At 58.8% G+C, this 22,994-nt stretch carries 18 protein-coding genes and 1 other RNA gene; 9 read left to right on the plus strand and 10 right to left on the minus strand.

Going from position 1 to position 22,994, the window contains the following annotated elements; translation table 11 throughout:
• Nucleotides 1-37 precede the first annotated feature (37 nt).
• A complete protein-coding gene (locus tag JTM80_RS14190) occupies nt 38-670 on the plus strand; it encodes an exopolysaccharide biosynthesis protein (protein ID WP_172355583.1) in 633 nt (210 codons plus the stop codon).
• Between the two features lie 241 nt (nt 671-911).
• On the opposite strand, the gene ssrA is transcribed toward JTM80_RS14190, so the two are convergent.
• Both ssrA and JTM80_RS14200 read right to left on the minus strand, forming a co-directional pair.
• Nucleotides 912-1,303: a transfer-messenger RNA gene (gene ssrA / locus JTM80_RS14195) on the minus strand.
• Nucleotides 1,304-1,383: 80 nt separating this feature from the next.
• The gene (locus tag JTM80_RS14200; protein ID WP_205369645.1) at nt 1,384-2,073 is read right to left on the minus strand and encodes an alpha/beta fold hydrolase; all 690 of its coding nucleotides are present in this window, start codon (nt 2,071-2,073) and stop codon (nt 1,384-1,386) included.
• Nucleotides 2,074-2,335: 262 nt separating this feature from the next.
• Between JTM80_RS14200 and JTM80_RS14205 the strand changes: the two genes are divergently transcribed.
• Nucleotides 2,336-3,682, plus strand: a complete 1,347-nt coding sequence (locus JTM80_RS14205) for an aspartate aminotransferase family protein (RefSeq protein WP_172355579.1) — start codon at nt 2,336-2,338, stop codon at nt 3,680-3,682.
• Between the two features lie 107 nt (nt 3,683-3,789).
• Here the strand turns inward: JTM80_RS14205 and rimM are convergent, their stop codons facing one another.
• From rimM to JTM80_RS14220, 3 genes are all read right to left on the minus strand, one after another.
• On the minus strand, nt 3,790-4,395 hold the full coding sequence (gene rimM, locus JTM80_RS14210) for a ribosome maturation factor RimM (protein WP_172355577.1): 606 nt from the start codon (nt 4,393-4,395) through the stop codon (nt 3,790-3,792).
• Between the two features lie 4 nt (nt 4,396-4,399).
• Nucleotides 4,400-4,858, minus strand: coding sequence for a hypothetical protein (locus tag JTM80_RS14215; RefSeq protein ID WP_172355575.1), 459 nt, complete (start codon nt 4,856-4,858; stop codon nt 4,400-4,402).
• A gap of 271 nt (nt 4,859-5,129) precedes the next feature.
• A complete protein-coding gene (locus tag JTM80_RS14220; RefSeq protein WP_172355573.1) occupies nt 5,130-5,732 on the minus strand; it encodes a peroxiredoxin in 603 nt (200 codons plus the stop codon).
• Between the two features lie 268 nt (nt 5,733-6,000).
• Between JTM80_RS14220 and JTM80_RS14225 the strand changes: the two genes are divergently transcribed.
• Entirely contained in the window at nt 6,001-8,100 is a 2,100-nt protein-coding gene (locus tag JTM80_RS14225; protein ID WP_172355571.1) for an amylo-alpha-1,6-glucosidase, read from the plus strand.
• Nucleotides 8,101-8,186: 86 nt separating this feature from the next.
• Here JTM80_RS14225 and JTM80_RS14230 read toward each other — a convergent pair whose 3' ends face one another.
• Together JTM80_RS14230 and JTM80_RS14235 are read right to left on the minus strand one after the other, a co-directional pair.
• Nucleotides 8,187-9,056 (minus strand): fructosamine kinase family protein, encoded by an 870-nt coding sequence (locus JTM80_RS14230; protein ID WP_172355569.1) that lies wholly within the window; start codon nt 9,054-9,056, stop codon nt 8,187-8,189.
• A 24-nt stretch (nt 9,057-9,080) separates the two neighbouring features.
• Complete coding sequence (locus JTM80_RS14235; RefSeq protein WP_172355567.1) at nt 9,081-10,391, minus strand: pitrilysin family protein; 1,311 nt, start codon at nt 10,389-10,391, stop codon at nt 9,081-9,083.
• Between the two features lie 318 nt (nt 10,392-10,709).
• Here JTM80_RS14235 and JTM80_RS14240 point away from each other — a divergent pair, with 318 nt between their 5' ends.
• On the plus strand, nt 10,710-11,441 hold the full coding sequence (locus tag JTM80_RS14240) for a hypothetical protein (RefSeq protein WP_172355565.1): 732 nt from the start codon (nt 10,710-10,712) through the stop codon (nt 11,439-11,441).
• Nucleotides 11,442-11,460: 19 nt separating this feature from the next.
• Here the strand turns inward: JTM80_RS14240 and JTM80_RS14245 are convergent, their stop codons facing one another.
• Nucleotides 11,461-11,895 (minus strand): SRPBCC domain-containing protein, encoded by a 435-nt coding sequence (locus tag JTM80_RS14245; RefSeq protein ID WP_172355563.1) that lies wholly within the window; start codon nt 11,893-11,895, stop codon nt 11,461-11,463.
• A gap of 114 nt (nt 11,896-12,009) precedes the next feature.
• On the opposite strand from JTM80_RS14245, the gene JTM80_RS14250 reads away from it, so the two are divergent.
• Together JTM80_RS14250 and JTM80_RS14255 are read left to right on the plus strand one after the other, a co-directional pair.
• The gene (locus JTM80_RS14250; RefSeq protein ID WP_205369646.1) at nt 12,010-13,410 is read left to right on the plus strand and encodes a glycosyltransferase family 4 protein; all 1,401 of its coding nucleotides are present in this window, start codon (nt 12,010-12,012) and stop codon (nt 13,408-13,410) included.
• Between the two features lie 48 nt (nt 13,411-13,458).
• Nucleotides 13,459-16,173 carry a hypothetical protein gene (locus JTM80_RS14255; RefSeq protein ID WP_205369648.1) on the plus strand — a complete coding sequence of 905 codons (2,715 nt, stop codon included), beginning with the start codon at nt 13,459-13,461 and terminating at the stop codon, nt 16,171-16,173.
• 71 nt (nt 16,174-16,244) lie between these two features.
• Here the strand turns inward: JTM80_RS14255 and JTM80_RS14260 are convergent, their stop codons facing one another.
• Together JTM80_RS14260 and JTM80_RS14265 are read right to left on the minus strand one after the other, a co-directional pair.
• The gene (locus tag JTM80_RS14260; protein ID WP_205369650.1) at nt 16,245-16,655 is read right to left on the minus strand and encodes a hypothetical protein; all 411 of its coding nucleotides are present in this window, start codon (nt 16,653-16,655) and stop codon (nt 16,245-16,247) included.
• 345 nt (nt 16,656-17,000) lie between these two features.
• Nucleotides 17,001-18,224 (minus strand): 5-(carboxyamino)imidazole ribonucleotide synthase, encoded by a 1,224-nt coding sequence (locus JTM80_RS14265; protein WP_205369652.1) that lies wholly within the window; start codon nt 18,222-18,224, stop codon nt 17,001-17,003.
• Between the two features lie 623 nt (nt 18,225-18,847).
• Here JTM80_RS14265 and JTM80_RS14270 point away from each other — a divergent pair.
• The 3 genes from JTM80_RS14270 (at nt 18,848) to hemC (ending at nt 22,894) form a co-directional block, all read left to right on the plus strand.
• Nucleotides 18,848-20,743 (plus strand): N-acetylmuramoyl-L-alanine amidase, encoded by a 1,896-nt coding sequence (locus tag JTM80_RS14270; RefSeq protein ID WP_225906636.1) that lies wholly within the window; start codon nt 18,848-18,850, stop codon nt 20,741-20,743.
• Nucleotides 20,744-20,854: 111 nt separating this feature from the next.
• Nucleotides 20,855-21,736 carry a glutamate racemase gene (gene murI, locus JTM80_RS14275; protein WP_205369654.1) on the plus strand — a complete coding sequence of 294 codons (882 nt, stop codon included), beginning with the start codon at nt 20,855-20,857 and terminating at the stop codon, nt 21,734-21,736.
• Nucleotides 21,737-21,934: 198 nt separating this feature from the next.
• Nucleotides 21,935-22,894: a hydroxymethylbilane synthase gene (gene hemC / locus JTM80_RS14280; protein WP_205369656.1), complete on the plus strand. Its 960-nt coding sequence runs from the start codon at nt 21,935-21,937 to the stop codon at nt 22,892-22,894.
• The last annotated feature ends 100 nt before the right edge of the window (nt 22,895-22,994 follow it).

Below are 22,994 nucleotides of genomic sequence, written 5' to 3' on the forward strand. Positions count from 1 at the left end.
AACAGGAAACCCCTACCCCTCATCTCTTCCCCCAAACGTGGCTCGACTCTCAACCGAACTGCAACGCTATTTTTTTGACGAAAACCCGCCCGAAAAAGTCACACTTGCCGATATTTTGAACCTAGCGGGTGAGCGAATTTTTGGTTTTTTGTTTGTGCTGCTGGCGCTGCCGTCGGCGCTGCCAATTCCGGCTCCGGGCTATTCTGTCCCCTTCGGGATTCTGCTGTTTTTGCTGGCAGTACAGTTGATTGCGGGGCGAGAAACGCCCTGGTTTCCCGAAAAGTTTAAGCAGCACGCGCTCGATTTGAAGCAGGTGCAGGGCGTGCTAAATGCTGGGCTACCCTGGCTGCGGCGAATTGAAGCGCTGTCTCGTCCCCGACTCACGCCCGTTTGCACGAGCTTGTCGGGGCGCGTGGTGATTGGCGTGGCGATCGCCCTCATGGCCATTTCCATGATGATCCCCATCCCCCTGACCAACACGCTGCCCGCAATGGGCATTTTCGTCACCGGGTTCGGCCTGCTAGACGACGATGGCGCAATCAGCCTGGGTGGACTGGTGCTGTGCGTCATGGGGGCAACGCTGACCACGGCGGTACTCACCTTCGGCTATACCGCCGTCCGCGCCGCGATCGACCTGTTCAAGGAGACCGTGCTTAACCTTGGCGGGTAACCGGAGAGGTTGGTGGGTAAACGGAGAGGGCGATCGCTCTTAGTCCTTCTATTTCCACAACAAATACAACCTATTCCTAAAACGAATAAGTAGGTGGACATTAATAAATACAAAACCAAAGACCCTGCGCCGCCCGCGCAGCGGGCGGCGCAGGGTTCAGGATCTGTTTTTTAATCTGGTCTATCTACTTACAACAAAGCCCCAAAGTTTTTAAGCTTCGGGGCTTTGCGCCTTTTGCGAGAAGTGGAGCTGAGGAGAGTCGAACTCCTGTCCGTCCTGGGTATTGGTACCTCACTCATTCACAGGCTTAGCCCTGGTGACCCTCAGGGCGGGGACTGTCACTTATCCCGGACAGTGGGATGCTCTGGTAGGGTCTTAGCCGGAGATTGACCAGAGGCAATCATCCGGAGCATCCGTTGGGGGTTGGTCTGCAATCCTTAACGGAGTCAAATCGCAGACGCTCGAACCGTAAGGAGGTTGTTAGGCGGCAGCAACAGCTACGCGCTTACGAGCAAAAGGTACGATGTTGTTCGCATGTACGTTGGTTTGAGCCATTGATTAACGAGAGGTAGCCCGCTCTCGGCCTGCATCACAAGGTAGTGTTCGCCAAAACGTCGAAACCGTAACAGCCCCATGAGGGCATCTGTATGCCTCATCACATTATAGCAAGGGGATGAAGAAATGGTGCGACCCCATGCCAGGTTTGCTCATTCTCAACAATTTGTCGCCGCCTTCCTAATTACATTCAAAACATCTTGCGGATACGAAATCATCGGGAAATGGCTTGACTTTACGACAGTCGTTTCTGCACCCATTCGTTGAGATAATTCATGCTGCAAATTTGGGGGAACTGCTTTATCTTCCGCTGCTAAAACATACCAGCTTGCCTTTTGTTTCCATGCCGCAGAACTTGCTTTGGCTGCCATCAGAGAAACGGAGGGCGGAGTTTGGGCTGCATATAGTAATGCCTGATCTACTTCCGAAAGATCGTGCGCCAAAACTTCTTCAACGCCTTTTCTGGAAATCCAAACGAAGCCATTCTGCTCTTGAAAATGGGGCGATGGAGCGCCGTACTTACTCATCAAATCCATCATGGATTCACCAGTATCAGGCACAAGTGCAGCAAGATATACCAAGCCTAAAACCCGTTCGTCATTGCCAATTTCGGTAATGACAAAACCACCCCATGAATGGCCCACCAAAAGACAGTTCCCCTCGATCCGATCCAAAGCACGTTTCGTAGCTGCAATGTCGTCTACTAGAGAAGTCAATGGGTTTTGAACGGCAACAACTTCATAGCCTTCTGCCAAAAGCGTCGGGATGATTTCACGGTAGCAAGAGCCGTCCGCCCAAAAACCATGCACCAAGACGATGGCTTTGATTTTGTTTTCAACTTTGCTCATTAATCTATTTGTCAGCATTTAAGAAATACAAATCTACCCATTTTTGGAGAATGGGATTTAGGGCAAGCTAGACAAAGGTTCAAGTTATTCTACTTTTCTGCAATCCTAATTTCTGAAACCCTATCTGTATTACGCCGTGTTAACGGATGGTCATAATTAGGGATAGGTGGTCGGGCTGGCGCTAGAATGGCTGAATCGTAAGTATTTCAGGCGTTTGACGGCTATTTAACTGAAGCCATTTGGCGAGGAGCGACCCAGCATTATGGTGCAAGAATTAACCTACCCCAATTCCCCTTGCGGCAGCGCTACAGACATGGAAGCGTTCTGGATGCCGTTTACTGCTAATCGACAGTTTAAGGCAAATCCTCGACTGTTTGTCGCCGCAAAGGATATGCACTACACGACCGCCGATGGGCGGCAGGTACTGGATGGCACGGCGGGACTGTGGTGCGTCAATGCCGGACATTGCCGCGTCAAAATTGCCGAAGCCGTCAGCCGCCAGGTCAACACGATGGACTATGCTCCAGCGTTTCAGATGGGGCATCCGGGCGCGTTTCAACTGGCGGATCGGCTGGCGAAGATGCTGCCGGGGGATCTCGACCATGTGTTTTTCGCCAACTCTGGGTCTGAGGCGGTGGAATCGGCGCTGAAAATTGCGATCGCCTATCATCGGGCTAAGGGCGACGGCACTCGCCAGCGGCTGATCGGGCGCGAGCGCGGCTATCACGGGGTCAACTTTGGCGGCATCTCCGTCGGCGGCATTCCCACGGTTCGCAAATTCTTCGGCGGGCTGCTGACGGGCGTAGACCACCTGCCCCACACCCACAGCCTGGAACACAATGCCTTCAGCAAAGGACAGCCCGCCTGGGGCGCACACCTGGCCGATGACCTAGAGCGGATTGTGGCGCTACACGATGCGTCAAACATTGCCGCTGTGATTGTGGAACCTGTGGCGGGTTCGACGGGCGTGCTGATTCCCCCCGTCGGCTACTTGCAGCGTCTGCGGGAAATTTGCGACAAGTATGGCATTCTGCTGATTTTTGACGAGGTGATTACGGGCTTTGGGCGGCTGGGTGCGCCCTTTGCGGCAGACTATTTTGGCGTGCTGCCAGACATGATCACCGTCGCCAAGGGCATTACCAACGGCACCGTGCCAATGGGAGCAGTTTTCGTCCGCAAGCATATCTACGATGCCTTTATGCACGGGCCCGAAAACGCCATCGAGCTATTCCACGGCTACACGTATTCTGGACATCCGGTGGCCTGCGCGGCGGCCCTAGCGACGCTGGATGTCTACGAAGAAGACGGCCTATTCCAGCGGGCAAACGACCTGTCGGGCTATTGGCAAGACGCGCTGCATTCGCTGAAGGGGCTGCCCCATGTTATCGACGTTCGCAATCTGGGTCTGGTGGGTGGCATCGAGCTAGAGTCGATTCCGGGGAGGCCGACTGCCCGCGCCTTTGATGTGTTTGTGCGGGCCTATGAGCAGGGTCTGTTAATCCGCACCACGGGCGACATTATTGCCCTATCGCCGCCGCTGATGATCGAGAAGCGCCATATTGACCAGATGGTGTCGATGCTGACTGACCTGCTGAAGGCAACGGCTTAGGGGCTGGTTTGAGTCTTGGTGAGGCGATCGCCCTTAAATCCCCTCAATCCTTAAATCCCCCTTAAGTAAGAGAAAGTAGGAGGAGACTTCCGAAACTTCTCTCCTCTTCAAGGCAGGAGTCCATCGGGTGGGGTGATTTCGAGGCGACGACTGGGCAAATCGACCACGGGCACGATCGCCCTCACAAAGGGAATCAGCACAGTGGTCGTTTTGCCCTGCGGCGCTAACAGTTTCACTTCTAGCAGATCATTGCCTGCGGCGATCAGGTCAGTGACCGTGCCCACTTGGGTTTGCGTGACCTGGTGCCAGACTTCCAGCCCGATCAGGTCGCGGACGTGGAACTCGTCTTCTTCTAGGGGCAGGCGATCGCCCGCCGGAACCAGCATCACCGCGCCGCGCAGCGCCTCTGCCTGAGTGCGATCGCCCACCTCGGCAAACTTCACGACGTACAGATTCTTGCCTGCCAGCAAGCGCCCTGCGACCAGCTTGACCGACCGGGGCGTGGCTTCTCCTGGCCCTTGCAGCCAGCGCGTCCCCGGTTCCAAAAACCGCTCTGGAAAATCGGAATCGGGATAAACGCGCACTTCGCCTTTGAGGCCCTGCGCCCCGACGATGCGCCCAACCTCCATCCACTCCGTGTCTGGGTCTGTAGCGTTTGTAGATTGAGCGTCTGTAGATTGAGCGTCTGTGGATTTAGCAGGTTCCGATGCCATACGCTCAGTCCTCTAGAATCCTGTCTGAATACAGATCTGCCGGGCCCGGCACGAACTCCAAGCTGCCAACCGCGTTGGTCTGGTTGAGATAATCCCGCCGGGAGGTGAGACACTCTTGCATGAATAGATTGACCCCTGGAGGCACGTTTTCGACCCGCATATAGGCGACTAGTTCGTGGGGTGGACCGATCAAGAGCGATCGCACGTCGGGCTGCACCAGTACTTGGTTCATTCGGTGAATGCTATAAATACCCAGGCGATCGGGACTACGGTTAATCGATGCCGTGACAATGGTTCCCAGCGCAAAAAACTGCACACAGAGGCGATTGTTCAGCGCTGCTACGCGGACGCTGCGATTTTCCGCCTGATACGCCCCCACCTGAAGCGGCAGATTTGCCCCTGCTGTGCCCACGCCGCCCAGCGTCACCAGTGCCGCCGCCGAAAGCCCATACAAAATCCTCACGGTTCACTCCTGTTGCTTAAAAACGTTCAGTACTTAGGCACTTCGATAGGTTTTCTAGGTTTTGGACAATTTCTCGCGGGCGCAGCCTGCGAGAAATCGTCCAACTGCGTAAGTCCTAACGTTGATGGTTTGATGCTATGGATTTTAGTTCAGCGAGAAACGGCCTCTGTGCTTTTTTCAAAAAAAAGAGGGTGCATTGCACCCCCAGTTTTGCAATTACAGAGCTTTCATTGCTGAACGCTCACCGAGACAGCCAAATCTGATGCCAAACCTACACAGCGGCGAAGAAATCCTTCGACTTCACAGGGTCGGGATTCATCGTGGCATCGCCGGGCTTCCAGTTGGCAGGGCACACTTCATCGGGGTGAGACTGCACATACTGGATCGCTTGCAGCACGCGGAGGGTTTCATCCACGTTGCGACCAAAGGCGAGGTTGTTGATGGTGGCGTGCTGAATAATGCCGTCTTTGTCGATGATGAACAGACCGCGCAGCGCAACGCCTGCTTCGGGGTCTAGCACGTTGTAGGCAGCGCTCACTTCTTTCTTGATGTCTGCCACCAGCGGATAGTTTAGGTCGCCCACGCCGCCGCTCTTGCGGTCGGTCTGAATCCAGGCGAGGTGAGAGAACACGCTGTCTACTGATACGCCCAGGATTTCGGTGTTGATGGCTTTGAAATCGGCATGGCGATCGCTAAAAGCGGTGATTTCCGTCGGGCAGACAAAGGTGAAGTCCAGAGGATAGAAGAACAGAACGACATATTTGCCGCGATAGTCAGACAGCTTGATGGTCTTAAATTCTTGATCGACCACCGCTTCGGCAGTAAAGTCAGGTGCTGCTTGACCAACGCGAAGACATTCGGTGCTGTGAGTCATGAAATGTACTCTCCTTAGAACTTCCTAATGCGTCTATAGTTTCCTTAGATAATCTGGCGGGAAATGGTCGGCATTGCCTTGCCACAATTCCCAGATTGCGAACTGTTACGACTATATCATAGTCATAACGATTTTGAGTAAAGTTTGTCGCTAAGTTTTCAGCTCAGTTCCAAAACTTTAATTCCCCGCCCCTATTTCCTTAGACAGTCTTAATTCTTCGCCCCTTGAGCCTGTAGTAGACTGGCGGTTCACTGAGCCTTAGACCCCTATGGATTTTCTCGACACTCGCGAATGGCTCCTGACCAACGGCCTGGGCAGCTTTGCCAGCGGCACGGTTGCCGACGCGCACACCCGTACCTATCACGGATGGCTGTTTGCGGCAGTGTCGCCACCGGGCCAGCGGACGCTACTGCTGTCGCGGGTGGAAGCCTACCTGGATGTGGCAGGCAAGGGCTACCCGCTGGGCACAAACTACTGGGGCAGTGGGTCGGTGTCGCCAGTAGGCTACAAGCTGCTGCAATCTTTTTCGATTGACCCCGTGCCGACGTGGGTGTGGGGCACGTCAAACTGGACGCTGACCCGCGAAATTTTGATGACGCACGGGCTGTTGCCCAATCCCGACGGCAAGCCCGAACCCCGATTGCGACATCAAGTTTACATTCGCTATCGCTATGCCGGCCGGGAGCCTGCCTGGGTTAACCTGCGACCGCTGGTGGGCGATCGCAACTTTCACCATCAGCAGCACCACAGCCCAGAGTCCGGACCCGGCCTGCAATTCTCGCAACTGGTGGAACCCAACCGCGTGTCGATCCAGGCGACGCGGGGCAACTGGGTGGGCACGTCCTGGCAACTGAGTTGGAGCCAGGGCGACTATTATCCCGACGGGACGTGGTATTGGGATTATCGCTATCCCGAAGAGACGCGGCGCGGTCTGGGCGATCGCGAGGATTTGTACAGTCCGGGGCATCTGGCAATACTGCTCCATCCGGGGCAAAGTCTGGTGCTGGAGGCCCGCGTCCGCATCATCAACCCACTGCGGCCCTTCGTGCCGCCCAGCAATGAGACGTTTGAAACCGCGTTCCAGGCAGAGCAGGCGCGACTCAGACAAGTCTTTGCGCCGATGCTGAAGCCGATCGACCGGGGGCGATCGCCCACCGTTACCTTCGCCGCGCCCCATCTCAGCCCCACAGAATCCATGCTGGCAGCCCTGCTCCGCGCCAGCGATCAGTTCATCGCCCATCGCGCCTCCATCTGCGGCCCGACGGTAATCGCGGGCTACCACTGGTTTAGCGACTGGGGCCGCGACACGCTGATCGCCTTGCCGGGGCTATGTCTAACAACGCAGCGATTTGACCTGGCGCGGGGGCTGCTGGAATCCTTTGGTAAATACTGCCAGGGCGGTCTGATTCCCAATACCTTCCCAGACAACGGCGCACACCCAATTTACAACAGCATCGACGCGGCGCTGTGGTGGGTCGAGGTTTTGGGCCTCTACCTGGAAGCCAGCCAAGACTGGGACTTTTTGGTGCAGCAATATCCTGTCGTCCGGCAAATTCACAAGTCCTTCGCCACGGGCACGTCCTACAATATCCGCATCGACGCGATGGACGGGCTAGTGACCTGGGAGCATCCCGGTTTTGCGCTGACCTGGATGGATGCGGTGGTGAATGGTGAACCCGCCACGCCGCGCCAGGGCAAATGTGTGGAAATCAACGCGCTGTGGTATTCGGCGCTGTGCTGGGCGGAGCGCTGGGCCACCTGGCTGGCCGAAAAAGGCATCAACGGCGAGGAACCCGCCAACTATGCCAACCACGCCCGCCGCTATGGGCAGCAGGCCGAACAGGTAAAGGCATCGCTGCAAAAGTTTTGGAACGGGCGACTGGCCTACCTCTATGACCTGATCGACCCCGGCGACAGTCCCAATACGCAAATTCGCCCCAACGCGGTGATTGCCCTCTCGCTCACCCACTGTGGCTTTTCTGATCTGCAAGGCAAAAAGGCGCTGGTCACCGCCCGCGATCGCCTCTTGACCCCCTACGGACTGCGATCGCTCGACCCTGGCGACCCCCACTACGTCGGCCGCTACATCGGCGACCCCGTGCATCGCGACCACGCCTATCACCAGGGGACGGTTTGGAGCTGGCTGATCGGCCCCTTCATCCGGGCGTGGCAGCGGTTTTATCCCGGTGAAGCGCTGCCCTGGGATGCCCAGCCTCTGCTCGACCACTTTGCAAACCAGGCCTGCCTCGGCTCCATTTCTGAGATCTTTGACGGCGACCCGCCGCACGATCCGCAAGGGGCGATCGCCCAGGCCTGGTCTGTTGCCGAACTGGTCAGGCATTGGAATGACCTGGGAGTGGGACGTTAGGGCTTCACTCCTCCTGCCTTCTCGACCCAACCTGCAAACGCTGGACGAGTACCCCAAAATCCAAAATCGCAAATCCAAAATCGAGATTAAGCCAACCTCAGCAGCCCCTCCATCATCCGCCGCGCCTGGCCCTCATAGCCGCTGCCGAAGAGGTTGAAATGATTCAGGATGTGGTAAAGGTTGTAGAGCGTTTTGCGCTGGGCATAGCCCGGTTCCAGGGGAAAGGCTTCGTTGTAGGCGCGGTAGAAATCATTGGGGAAGCTGCCGAAGAGTTCCGTCATGGCCAGATCGACTTCGCGATCGCCAAAGTAGGTCGCTGGGTCAAAAATCACGGGTTCCTCTAGCTGGGTAACGGCCGCATTGCCCGACCACAAATCGCCGTGTACCAAGGAGGGCTGGGGATCGTGCCCTTGCAGCAGTTTGGGAATTGCGTCTAGCAGGCGATCGCCCTCTGGAAAGTGACCCCCGCGCTTTTTTGCCAGATGAAGCTGGTAGCCGATGCGATGCTCTGCCCAAAAATCGACCCAGCTTGCGGTCCAGGGGTTGGGCTGGGGCGTAGAGCCGATGGTATTGTCCAGATCCCAGCCAAAGCCGCGATCGCTCGTGACCCGGTGCATCGCCGCCAGATTTCGCCCCATCTCCGCCCAACTGCGGTGCGTGCCATAGCCAAAATCTAGCCACTCCAGCACCAGATATGCCGAGCCGTCCGCCGTGCCCCAACAGAGCGGCTGCGGCACGCGAATCGTGTGGGTGGCTGCCATCTGGCGCAGGCCCAGAGCTTCTGCCTCAAACATCGCCACGCGAGCCGCCTGGTTCAGCTTGACGAAATAGGCGTGGCGCTCATCTGTCAGCGCATAGCCCTGGTTGATGCTGCCGCCGCCGACGGGACGCTGGCGCAGGCTGCCCAGTGGCGCTCCGGTGACTTGGCGGATATGGTCGGCGATCGCATTCCACATGCAGGAGGAGTCAAAAGTTAGGGATCAGGCTTCGGGCTTGAGGATGACTACGCTGTAGGCATCGGCAGAGAGGTATTGCTGAGCCGCAGCCATCAGGTCGGCAGCCTCGACGGACTGAATGTGCGTGGGATAGAGCAGGGCGGGCTGCAAATCGCCCACGACAGAATGATAGTAGCCATAGAGTCCGGCGCGATCGCCCGGTGTTTCGTTGCCAAAGATAAAGCGGTTGGCGACCAGTGTGCGGATGCGCTGAATCTCGAAGTCGGTGACGGGTTCGCTTTGCAGGCGACGAATATGCTGGGCGATCGCTGCTTCCACGTCGTCTAGATTCTCAGCGGGCAACTGGGCAGAAATGTAAAATACGCCCTGATGGGTGTAGGTCATGTTGCTGGCAGAAATGCCCGACACCAGCCGCCGATCTTCCCGCAGATCGCGCACTAGCCGCGAGGTTCGTCCCTGCGACAGCACCGATGCCAGCACGTCTAGCGCGTAGGTCTGGGGCAGGCTGTCCATCCCTGGCACGCGCCAGGTCATCACCAGTCGGGCTTGCTGGAGAGTGGGGTCGGTCTGCTCGTAGCGATGGATGGACTGGAACGGCGGCTCCGGCTCGGTGTGCAGTGGTTCTTGCAGCGTTGAGGGGGCCGGCTGGGCCCGATGCGCCTGGGTCTGCGCGAAGCCCTCCGCGACGATCTCCACCAATTGCTCGACGGGCAAATTGCCGACTGCTACGGCAGTCATGGATTGCGGCTGATACCAGGTCTGGTGAAAATCGCGCATCTGCTGCGCCGTGAGCGCCTCAATCACAGACGCAGGGCCAAGAACCGGGCGGCGATAGGGCGATCGCCCAAAGGTCATTTCCATCGCCCGGTAGAACGTGCGCCGCTGGGGATTGTCGTTTGCCCGGCGAATTTCTTCCAAAATCACATGGCGCTCTCGCTCAAAGGCTTCATCGGGAATCGCAGCGTTTAGCACCACCTCGATTTGGTGCGGGGCCAGCGCTGCAAAATCCTGCGGAGCCGTGGTGATGTAGTAATGGGTGTAGTCCTGGCTGGTGGCGGCATTGGTGACTGCACCGCGCTGTTCGATCAGCCGCTCAAATTCGCCACTCTGGAGCCGGGCCGTGCCCTTAAACACCATATGCTCCAGAAAATGCGCCACGCCGTTGATGGCATCTGTTTCAACCGCAGACCCCACCCCCAGCCACAGGCTCAGGTTCACGGCCTCTACGGGAATTTGTTCGGCAACAATGGTTAACCCATCGGGGAGTCGGTGAACCGTTGGCGCATTGAGACGAGGCGGTTTGCTCGCCTCTAGCACAGTCGGAATTGGAGTCATTGGGTAACAGACAAACAGTTCTTAATCTATCTTAATCGTCTGAACCATTGAAAACAGCATTGCCGCTCTAGTTTTCCTAGTTTCATCCTACCCATCCCCATCTCAATTACCCTCAATCGCTGACCTCAATCCATGAGCAGACTTCACTTTCCGGAGCGCTCCAGGGAATCCTGGTAGGAAAGAATGATTGGGATGATTGGCGCTGGGTTTGGGAATGGCAGACAGGGCAGGGGGCTGAAGGTCTGGGGTTTCGGGCGGTCAGGGCGACGCAGTTGAGAAAGGTCTGACAGACTTTGCCCGCGATCCAGCGAGATGCAGATGTTTAGGAAAGTTTTGGAGGCAGGAATGCGGCAGATGACGGATACGTCTGGCAATCGGGCAATGCTTGGGGCGATGCTGGGAATGGCGCTGGGGGCGATCGCCCTGGGGGCTTGCTCATCCAGTGTTTCCCGCGTTCCCATAGAACCGTCCCCCATTGCGAAGGGACAGGCTCCAGAAGCCTCTCTCGCATCCGCCACAACCGTTTCCGGCGCAGCAGCTCTCGAATCCACCACCGCAGAAATCTCGGCAGACGATCGGGCCGCGATTCGGCAGTTGGGCGTGCCGCTGGTGGTGCCTACGGTTCTGCCGCCGGAGACGTATTTATCCGATGTGGTGGTCACGTCTGATCCAGACTGGGGCAAGGAATATACGCTCTACTACCGCTCGTTTTCAGCCGATCGTGCGATCGCCACCTGTTTTCAGATTGAATACGCTGACGGCGGCTTTGGTGGCCCAGTGCCGCCCAATAGCCGGCCCATCGAAACGCCTGCGATCGCCCGCTCCAACGGCCCCTACTTCATCTATTGGGCAGACAACGAGCCATCCAGCGATGATTCCCCCTTTCCAGCCAATGCTGTGTTTTCTGACTGGATTGAGGTTCCGGGCGTACCCGGCGGCTATCGACTCAGCAGCGGCCTGATCGATTCGGAACTGGTGCGGGCCTGCAACTTCCTCGACCCAGACTCCGCCGTGGCGATTGCTTCGTCGCTAAACCGTCTGGAGCCGTGATTCTTCAAACCCTTGCTTTCTACCCTTGCTCGGCGTAGCGCTTTAGCTCCTGCGCCATGCGTCGCAGCCCGTGCTGTTCGTCCCGACGGATAAACGGCAGCAGCAGGGTGGTCAGCGTGCCAGAGAGGGTTTCGCGGTGGAGATATTGCGTGCGATCGCCCCCTAGGTCTTGCAGTTCAAACCAGTGTTCGCTGCGAAATCCGGGCGCGGTGTAGCGCAGGCTCAGACAAACCGACGGCTGCACCAGCGTGACCAGCGGCTCGATCTGGGTTTCTTCTTCGCCCATGACGCGCTTAATGGACAAGCGCACGGTTTTGCCCTGGCGAAAGGGGCGATCGGGCGACAGGTCGTAGAAAAAGGTGTTCCAGCGAAACCACTGGTGTTTGTCCATCAGCACTTGCCAGACGTGCGATCGCGGCGCGTTGATTTCCGTTTTGGCATAGAGCGTGGGCATTGTTAGGGATTGCTGATTGGGGGGTGCAGGGGTTTTTAATAAAAGGCTATAGGATTTACGCATTTTATTGGTGCATTATTGGCGCTTTATTGGCGCATTTTCAAAAGTTGGGCCGTGTCTTTTGAATTCCCTAAACCCCTGCCCCAAGTCCCCTGGCATCCCATGCGGATCGTGATGCTGTCTTCAACCTTTCCCTATCCGCCGACTCGCGGCGGGACAGAGGTGCGAACCTTCCACCTGCTGCGATGGCTGGCGCAACGGCACGAGGTGACCCTGCTGACGCAGCGGGTGAATGCGACCGGTTTGGAAGTGTTGGCTGAAGGTGCGGAACCCCCGATGAGCGTGGATGCTGATCTGGCGGCACTGGCGGCAACGGGCGCAAGGGTGGTGTGTTTTCCCCTGGGACGACTCGCGGAGCAATCCCTAAGGGAATCGCCTCAGGACGATTTTCCGGGCGACTCATTTCGCAATTCCCTGGGCAAGCTGATGCGACTGGGGCGATCGCACCTCTGGGGCATTCCGCCGAACGTGGCCTTTCGCCATAGCCCCGCGCTGCAAGCCTGGGTGGATGACGCAGTGCAGCAGCGCCGATTTGACGTGCTGACCTGCGAGCATGGCGCAAATGCGGTGTACGTGCGGCCGGAGTTTCAGCGGCGGGTGCGGACGGTGCTAAATGCCCACAGCTTTGCCGTCGGCTGGACGCGGGCCGAACTGGTGCTGGGCGTGTCGGCCAATCCCTGGCGCGATCGCCTTTACTTGCCGACAATCGAGCGCTACGAGCGACGGTTTCGGCAACAGTTTTCCCGCGTGGTGGTGACGACGGCGGAAGATCGGCAGCAGTTTTTGGATTTTTTGTTGGGGCCCGATTCTGCCGCTGCCAATGCCGACCCCGACTGGGTACAGGTGGTGCCAAATGGGATTGATTTGGCAGCCTTTTTGCCTCGCGCGGCCGATCCGGGGGGATATCGGCTGGTGTTCGCAGGGGCGATGGATGCGCCGCATAATATCGACGCAGTGTGTTTTTTTGCTGAAGCGGTATTACCATTAGTGCGATCGCGCTATTCTGAAGTCACTTTTTGCATTGCGGGGGCGCGTCCGGCAGCCGCAGTGCGGGCGCTGGGGCAGCATCCTGGCGTGCAGGTGATGGGCGCGGTTGCAGAGATGGGTGCAGTGTTGCGGGAAGCAACGGTGTGTGTGCTGCCGCTGCGGCTGGGGTTTGGCATTAAAAACAAAACCCTGGAAGCGATGGCGGTGGGTGTTCCTATTGTGGGGAGCGATCGCGCTCTGGAGGGGTTGCCCATCGAGGGGGCGGAGTCGCTGGCGCTGCGGGCCAACACGCCGACGGAATATGCAGGGGCGATCGCCCGTCTGTTTGATAGCCCTACGCTGCGGCATCAGTTGTCTCAGCGGGCCCGTGCCCTAGTGGAGACCGACTACACCTGGGAAACGGTCGGTCAGCAGTACGAGCGGGCGCTGATGGAGCCGTCGCCCGTTGCGAAACCCTGGCATCCTTGAGCGCCGCCCCGCTCGCAAACGTCATCTGGGAAGAGTGATGCAGCGGTGATGAAAAAACCGGCCCGTCGAACCCGTCCAGCCCAAAAGCAGAGCGCGTCTTCGTCGTCTATGGCGGCCCGTCACCTCCGCTTCACGCCGCCTAGGGTCAAGGTTTTTGTGTCGCCAGAACCGCCCTCTCCGAAAACGACGGTGGCTCCTCGCCCCAAGGTCAATGTGTGGGTGGGGCGATTTGCAAAGCAGCCTGCTCCGGAGTCGCGCTCGGTCGATCTGTCGCTAGAAGACTCGCTGGAGGACTGGGAAGAAGCGTTTCTAAACGAAAATCCCCCGGTCGAATCCAACGGTGTGAAGCTGCTGGTGTCGCCGCCGCCGCCCAAGCAGCGCCCCTGGCTGGGGAGCCTGCTGGCGACGCTCCTCTGGCTGGGCAGCGGTAGTTTCGTGGCGATGGCGGGCTGCACGGCTTTTTGGCTGATTGTGAATCCGGGGCGGGTCAGTTGGCTGGGCTGGGCGCTGCCGGAGTGGAACCGGGAAGCCTTTATCCGCGACGATACGCCGCGAAGCTGGGGCGCAATTCAGGCAGAAGCCGCCCAGCAAAACCGGACGCTGGGCACGCCGCTGATGCGGCCGATCGGTCGGGGAGCATCGGCTGGAAAGGCAACCGTGGTGCTGGTGCCTGTGCTGGCTGTCCAGCCCCGCTGCGCCGACCCTGCCGAGGCTTGCCTGCACCTGGTCGAACTGCGGGCTTATCACCTGGAAACGCCGCTGGACAGCGCCGGACGGCTGAGCAGCGACACCCGGCTGCAACTAGGCGATCGCCTGCCGGTGGCGGGCCCCAGGGAATTTGGCGTGGTGTCGCTGCTGCCGGGGGGCGCTCCGGCGGGGCAGGGTTCGACCCGTCGCCTGCCCCTGCAACAGATCGAGCCGATTGAAGGGGATGCGCCCAAACCCGACGGCTGGTTTTCCCTCAGCGGACAGCAGCGGCGCGGCAGTCAGGCGATCGCCTATGGGCAAATCGGCTATTACGATGCGGCTCAGCGACGGCTGCGGCTGCTGATTTCCTGGAGTAGCCTGGTTCGCCGCCCGCGCTGGCAGGCGGTCACAGGCGATGACCCGCCAGAACTGGTGGTTGATCAGACCGTGGGGCTGGAGCCTCAATTTACGGTTTATCAGGTGAAACCGGCCGAGGGTGGTATCATGCGGCTGGAGGCGATCGCCCTAGAACAGCCCCCCTTCGCCAGTCAGAGCTTGGAAAATGCGCTGTTTCTCGCCCGCAACGGCCTGTGGAGCCACGCCCGCGCCTGGATGGAGGGCTATAAAAAACGCAATCCCAAAACCTGGACTGCGGCTGCCCAGGCCCAGCTTGACCTGATTGCGCTGCACGCCGCCGCCACCCGCGCCCAGGCCGAGCGCGATCGCGCCAGCCCCAGCCAGCGCCTAGCCACGCTGATTATCGACAGCCGATGGGAGGCGGCGATCGCCCTGCTGCAAACCGCCCTGCGCGACGGGGCCGATTTGCGGACGCTGATTGGCGGCGATGCAAACCGCTGGCGGCAGCGGGCCGAGGCGATGTTGCGGGTGGATGCCGACCACACCGATGCCCAGTTTATCGGCGGGCTGGTGGTGATGCTGCGGCAGGGACGCGACGAGGCGATCGCCTGGCTTCAGACCCAAAACCGCGCCCCGATTCCCAAAACGCCAGCCTCGCCGCTGCACCCGCGCACCCAAGCCGTTCTGCGCCGCCTCGACCAGTTGCCCCTGCACGGTCAGTCCCTCTACCCCAGCCGCCTGATTGGCACTGCCACGCCCCTGCCCAGCCCCCGTCCTGGCGACTGGGACACGCCCGATGGCTCTGCCCTGCCAACGCTGCCCGATGGTGAGGTGTGGTATCGCATCTCCCTGACCCGCTATCACGACGGCACGACCTGGCAGCACGCCCCATTTTCTCAGTTGTCCAGCCGCCTGACTCCGGGTTTTCTGTGGAACCAACTCGGACTGGGCGATTCGCAAAGCGCTGCCTACGGGAATCGCCCCACGCTCCAGTACACCACCTGGAACCCGCAGGCCCAGATGCAGTCCCATCCGCTCACCGTGCGAGCGCTGCGGCTCCAAGGCAGTGCTATTCAACTGCTGGCCAGCGGCCAGCCCCTGGGAGACTCCCTAGCCAATCGCCCCCATCTCGTCCTGTCGGATGCCGCGCTCAACTGGGAACTGCCCACCGACAGCACCTCCCTGGCCGCCCTCCATCTGCAACAGCCACAGCAGGGCAGCGCCATACTGCGAACCCTTGCCACCGAGCTACGCCGCGCCCGACCGAACCTGCCGCTGCCGCCTGCCGACGACCCAGAGGCGCTGGCCCAAGCCTTCGGCTCTTGGAGCGTGCAGCTTGCCGACCTGACGGGCGATTCCCGCAGGGATCACTCGAATCGCCAGCCGGAGGTGATTCTGGTGCTGCATCCCGACCTGCTCGATCCGCCCCCTGCCGAACCCGCGCAAGAGTCAGACAATCTGGAATTGCTTGGCGCATCGCCCAGCCCCCCTGTCCCATCCAGTGCCCCATCCAGTGCCCCACCGGATGCCCCGCTCCGCACGCTGATCTTTTCTGCCAGCGGCAGCCTGGTCTACAACGAACTGACGACGAATACGCAACTGGTGGCGATCGCCCGCCTGGAAGGGGAGACAGCGCCCGTCCTAGTAATCACGCAGGGCGATCGCGTTACGCTGCGGCGGTGGCTTGCGTCTCCACAGCGCTTCGAGCCAATCGACTAAGCAGAGGTGATTTGACAAGCCATGCAAAGATCACCAATCCAAAATCCAAAATCCAAAATCCAAAATCAACACTACCGAGCGTCTTCGTTGATCGGCGCGATATATTGCCGATTAGCACGGACATAGCACGTTCCCAGGGTTTGTCCCGGCTGGGCAAAGGTGAGCGCATCCGTACCGCGCACCCGCAGCCAGGGAGCGCCATTCTGGAAGACGATTGCTTCATTTCGCACAAACTCGGCCGTCAAGATTGCCCCAGGCGCAATGCGCGATCGCACGACTCCATTGGGACTGAGGCGACAGTTTAGATAGGTCGGGTCTGGATCGACCACCAGCCAGCGACGGTTATAGTAATTGCCCCGGTTTCCCTGCATGATGGCAGTCGTGTAATCGCCGCTGCGATTTGGCGTGGGAACTTCGGCCATTTGGGCGATCGCAGGCATAGACAGACCCATTACCAGTCCTGTTCCCAAGGCTAGTCGCAATCCATTCAGTTTCATGTTTATCATAGCGTTCAAAATTTGACTCAAAGTGACTCAAAGTGACTCAAAGTGACTCAACAGGATATGTGCAAACTATTCAGCAGCGCGTCAGCAACAAGTTAGCAACACGTCAGCAACACATCAGCAACACGTCAGCAGTGAGTGTTAAGCGCGTGTACTGTGGTCTGCACTTCGAGTAGCTTCATTCTCGGTCGAAAAGATTCCTGAGAGTCGGGCGATCGCTGTGCCAGAACCCAGATCGGCTGGCGTTGGGGGATGGCGCTACAGCATTTGCTTGCGAAGTTAGGCATGGGCTAACGACAAAAGGGGAGGGCTTTTGTCTTACTCTCATGCCTCACTAGCTTCAAAAACGCTGTAGTCTGACCTGCCATACCAAATGGCTTCTACCTGGCGGGCGATTCGCGAAGCGATCCCTACGGGAATCGCCTCTGCCTCTGCTCGCCCCTGCCCTGGCTGCAAGCACACGGTGACATGGCCCAGCTTGCGCCCCGGCCGCGATTCGGATTTGCCATACCAATACACCTGAGCCTGGGGAATTGCAGCAAGCCGCTGGCGCAGAGCAGCATAGTCAGACTCAGGAGTTTCAACGCCCAGCAGATTGACCATCACCGCGCCCGCGCAGGTGAGCGCCGTAGACCCCAGCGGCAGCCCCGCCACAGCCCGCAGATGTTGTTCAAATTGTGAGGTGGCGCAGGCATCGAGGGTGTAGTGCCCGGAATTGTGGACGCGGGGCGCAATTTCGTTGACCAACACACGCCCGTCGGTCGTCAGAAATAGCTCAATGCCCAGCACGCCGACATAATCCAGGGCAGTGAGAATCTGGCGGGCGATCGCCCCCACCTGCTCCGTCACACTCTCAGAAAACTCGTTCAGCGCATACACCCGGCGGCAGACCTGTTGTTCCTGCTGCGACTCCACCACCGGATACAGCGCGATTTCGTGGGATTCATGAAGCGACCCCTGGGGGAATCGCCCCCGCGCCGCTATCACCGCCAGTTCTCGCTCAAACGGCACAAACTCTTCTACAAGCCACGACTGTCCCGGTTTTTGCAGTAGCGCTTCCAGCTCTACCAAGGTTTTGCAAACAAACGTACCGTAACCGTCATAGCCATGTCGCCGCGCCTTTAGCACTACCGGAAACCCAAAGCTCGCATCCAACTCGGACGCATGGGTGATTGCCTGAAAGCGGGGCGTAGGAACGTGGATGGACTGATAAAAGGAACGCTGATCGAATTTGTCGAGGATAGGAGCGATCGCCCCCAAAGAAGGCAAAAACTCTACACCCTGCGAGGCGATCGCCCCCAGTCCCGCCAAATCCACAAACTCATTCTCAAATGTAATCACATCACACTGCTGGGCCAGATGCGCCGTTGCCGATGCATCTTCCACCTGCGCCAACACCACCTCCTCTGCAACACCCACGGCCGGATCGTCCTGATTCGGCGTTTGCACGATGAGATGCAGCCCCAGTTTCTTGGCCGCCGCACCCATCATCCAGGCAAGCTGCCCGCCGCCAATTACCCCAACCCGCTTCACATCGCTCCCTGTCATTCCTGTCTATCGCCACCACAGCATTCTGTCTGCATCAGTATAGCGACATAGCGACTGCCCAAAACCCTCGAAAAACCAAAGCACGATTCCCGAAAAGAAAGTGCGCTGCACCGCTTGCGCGAACGCTTCGCAAATCACCCCTGCCGCCTCTGCAATGCGAAGCGACCTCTCAGGACAAACCAGAAAGTCCTTAGGAGGGGGCGTGGGGGACGCTTCGTCCCCCGCAAAGGGGGTTTGGGGGATATCCCCCAAGGCTTGCTGGTTCGGAGATCAAATTCCTCAAAACTGTCCTGAACAGCATCAACCCCAGGCGTAGGCCTCTGACGGGGCTAGTACTTCACCTGCGCTTTTGGAATTTCCGCAAACCTAGAAACCTATGTGAAGCTCGGTACGTCCGATAGACAAGTTTCGTCGATGCTGCCCTGAACCCTCCAGAGATCGGTATGATGGATGGTTTCTTCAGGAGGCGATTCGATTCTCAATTCTTTGAGATTTTTCCAGTTAAATCTGATCGCAATTGCGCCAAACCTGATTAATATCGGTTTTGGTCGATTGCGATGGAGGTTTGTGCGACTCAGCTGCATCTGCCCCAACTCCCCAATCGGTGTTTTAAGAGGTTGATTGTGAGATTTTCTTGGTTATTGTCTGGTGTGCTGGGCGTTGCAGGGTCTCTCCTGATTGCCGTTTCTGCTGAAGCGGGCACGCTGCAATCCTGGCGGTTTAACTCGGCGGAAAACCGACTGGTCTTTACTACTGATGACGGCGTGCAACCTAGGGCCCAACTCATTTCCGACCCTGTTCGCTTGGTCATTGACCTGCCAGGAATTACCCTCGGCCGCTCGACAACCCGCCAGAGTGGAACCGGCGGCATTCGGGAAATTCGCCTGGGGCAGGTAGACGCTCAGACCACGCGCATCGTAATCGAGCTAATGCCCGGTTATACCCTCGACCCGCAGCGGGTGCTGGTGCGCGGGGCCACGCCAACCGAGTGGTCTGTGCAAATTCCCACGCCGCAGTTTGTCGGCGGGCCCGTTGCAGGCAGCCCTTCCCCCACCCCCGGAACGCCGCTGCCTGCACCCAACCCTCCCGCGCCTGCACCTGCGCCCCCAGCGGCGGGCCCCGCCCAGATTGACGAGGTGCAAATTACCCAAGACGGCTTTTTCATCCGCACCAGCGGGGGGGTGCCTCGGCTGACGCTGCGCCGCAACAGCGATCCGCGAGATGTGCAGTTCGACATTGCCAATGCCCAGGTTTCGCCCCAGTTGACCAATCGCGATTTGCGGCCCAACCATCGCGGGGTGGAGCGGCTGCGGCTGGAACCCCAGCGGAATGGCGTTGTGCGGCTATCGCTGCGCTTGGAGGGTCGCCGAAACGACCGCAACCGTCGCGGCTGGCAGGCCAGTGTCAGTGATTTTGGGGGGATTGTGCTGCTGCCCAGCCTGAGTGCCAACAGCGGCGTGGTGGTGACCCGTCCATCCCAGCCCGCGCCGACCCCGCTCCCCCCAACAACTCCGCCTATCACCCCTCCCACCTCGCCCAGCCCGCCGCCGCGCCCTAGTCAACCGCCCGTCAGCGGTCTTTCGACAGTGCAATCGGTGGAGTTGTCGAGTAATGGTCAGCAGTTGCTCATCCGGGCAGATCAGCCGATTACCTACACCAGCGATTGGGATCGGGGGCGGATTTTTTATCGAATTACGATTCCTGATGCTCGACTGGCGGAACGGGTGATTGGCCCGCAAATCACGGCAAACAGCTCAATTCAGCAGGTGCGCCTGTTGCAAGAGGACGAGCGGACGGTGGCGATTTTGGTGCAGCCTGCTGCTGGCGTGGTGATTCGAGATGTGATCCAGCCGAGCGATCGCCTCTTGGCCCTGGAACTGCGCGGCGCTGCCCAGCCTCCCACCACGCCCACGCCCACCACCCCGCCCCCAATCGTGACACCCCCCACCACGACACTGCCCCGCGTCCCCACCGGCCGCGTCGTGGTCGTGCTAGATGCGGGACATGGCGGTCGAGATCCCGGCGCAGTGGGCATTGGCGGGATACGCGAGAAAGATATTGTCTTGTCCATTACAACTCAGGTGGCTCGTTTGCTAGAACAGCAGGGCGTGCAGGTCGTCATGACTCGCACAGACGATCGAGAAATTGACCTAGAGCCGCGCGTGCAAATTGCTGAACGGGCGCGGGCAAATATTTTCGTCAGTATTCACGCCAACGCCATCAGCATGGATCGCCCCGATGTCAACGGCATTGAAACCTACTACGCCTCGGAAGCGGGGGCACGGCTGGGCCGCGTGATTCACGACAGCATGGTTCGCAATACGGGCTTGAACGATCGCGGCTTGCGGAGTGCCCGATTCTACGTGATTCGCAACACCTCAATGCCCGCCGTATTGCTGGAAACGGGGTTTGTAACTGGAGCGCAGGATGCAGCGTTTTTGAGCAGCGCTCAGGGACAACAACGCATGGCATTTGCGATCGCACAGGGTATCTTGCAATATATTCAGCAAAACTTCTAAACATTTCGTTTGCAGCCTGTGTCTAACTCTGCCTCGTTCTCAGAATCGGTTAATCGTGCCTCAGACCCCCTTTCTCCTGAAACAAACGGGACATTTTGCGAATCCGTCCTCTTGAAAACAGGCGATGCCCAGGCCCCCATCGGGGTGTTTGATAGCGGCGTGGGCGGGCTGACGGTGCTGCGGGAAATCCAGCGCCAGCTTCCGAATGAATCGGTGCTGTATTTTGGCGACACGGCGCGGCTGCCCTATGGAACCCGCTCGGAGGAGGAACTGCTGCAATTTGTGCGGGAGATCTTGACCTGGATGACGCAGCAGCGGGTGAAGATGGTGGTAGTAGCCTGCAACACCAGTTCTGCCAAGGCGCTGGACGTGGTGCGGGCCGAGTTTCCGATGCCGATTTTGGGCGTAATTTTGCCGGGGGCACGGGCGGCCGTGCAGCGGGGGCGGCGAATTGGGGTGATTGCCACGCCCTTTACGGCGGCTAGCGATGCCTATCGACAGGCGATTCATGAAATTGACGAGGCGATCGCCGTTTGGCAGGTAGGCTGTCCGGAGTTTGTGCCGCTGATTGAGCAAAACCGGGTTCACGACCCCTACACCCGACAAGTGGCTCAGCGCTATCTGGAGCCGCTGATTCAGGCGCAGATTGATACGCTGGTCTTTGGCTGTACGCACTATCCGCATTTGAAACCCGTGCTGCGATCCCTCTTGCCGCCGACGGTGCAGTTTGTCGATCCGGCGGTGCATGTGGTGCGGGCGGCGGCGCGAGAGCTAGATCTGCTGGGGCTGCGAAATCTCTATGCTAATCGCACGGCTCGGTTTTGCGTCAGCGGCTGCCCAGAGAGCTTTGCTCAACTTTCGCAGCAGTGGCTCGGCTATTTGCCCATCACCGAGCGGGTGGACTTAACCGCTGTGACCCCTGCAATCTCGACGGTAAGGGCGATTTCTGAAGGAATCGCTTCACGAATCGCCCCGCTGGAAACCTCGGAGTGAATGCAAAGCTAGGACTAGGGTGGGGCGATCGCCCTTGGAATTCTCCGCGCTTGGAATTCTCCGGCCAATTCCTCAGTGAATTCCCCTGCATTCACCCTTGGGGTGGGCCACCCTACGGTAAGCTGGTAGTTGGCTCAAAATGCCTCAAATCTAAGGCTTGCTTAACATTCCGCTGTTTTTGTACACACTTCTTTGCACATGATCGCCAGTCCTCCCCGCACCGTTCGCATCGGTTCTCGTAAAAGTCAACTTGCCCTAGTGCAAACCCACTGGGTGCAGTCCGAGCTACAAAAAGCCTTTCCGGGGCACACCTTTGAGGTTCACACCATGAGTACCCAAGGTGACAAAATTCTGGACGTGGCGCTGGCCAAGATTGGCGACAAGGGGCTGTTTACCAAAGAGCTAGAGGTGGGGATGCTGAACGGCGACATCGACTTTGCCGTGCATTCGCTCAAGGACTTGCCGACGCGCCTGCCGGAGGGGCTGATGCTGGGCTGCGTGACTGAGCGCGAAGACCCTGCCGATGCGCTGGTGGTGCATGAAAAGCATCAAGACAAGCAGCTTGACACCCTGCCAGAGAGCGCGGTGATTGGCACGTCGTCGCTGCGGCGGCTGGCGCAACTGCGACACCACTATCCTCACCTGGCCTTCAAAGACGTGCGGGGCAACCTGAACACGCGGCTGGCCAAGCTGGATGCGGGCGAATATGATGCGCTGATCCTGGCGGTGGCGGGGCTGAAGCGGCTGGGCATGGGCGATCGCATTCACCAAAACATTCCCAGCGATGTGTCGCTTCATGCGGTGGGGCAGGGCGCTCTGGGCATCGAATGCCGCACCGAAGACCCGGAAATCCTCAGTGTGCTAAAGGTGCTGGAGCATACCCCCACTGCCCAGCGCTGCTATGCCGAACGCGCTTTTCTGCGAGAGCTAGAGGGCGGCTGTCAGGTTCCCATCGGGGTTCACACCGTTATTGAGGGCGACACGCTGACGCTGACCGGACTGGTGGCCAGCCTGGATGGACAAACGCTCATTAAAGATACGGTTTCGGGCGCACCCGACACTGCCGAGCAGTTGGGCATTGACCTGGCCCATCGGCTCAAGGAGCAGGGCGCACAGGCCGTGCTGGATGAAATCTTTGCCACGATTCAGCGGGGTTAGAGGTTGAGTGACCGCATCGGTTAAGTGACCACATTGGTTAAGTGACCGCATCGTCTGAACTCTCGCTCCAATAGGACTTACGCAGTTGGAGGATTTCTCG

It is taken from the genome of Thermoleptolyngbya sp. PKUAC-SCTB121 (genome assembly GCF_016919485.1).
Lineage (GTDB): Bacteria > Cyanobacteriota > Cyanobacteriia > Elainellales > Elainellaceae > Thermoleptolyngbya > Thermoleptolyngbya sichuanensis.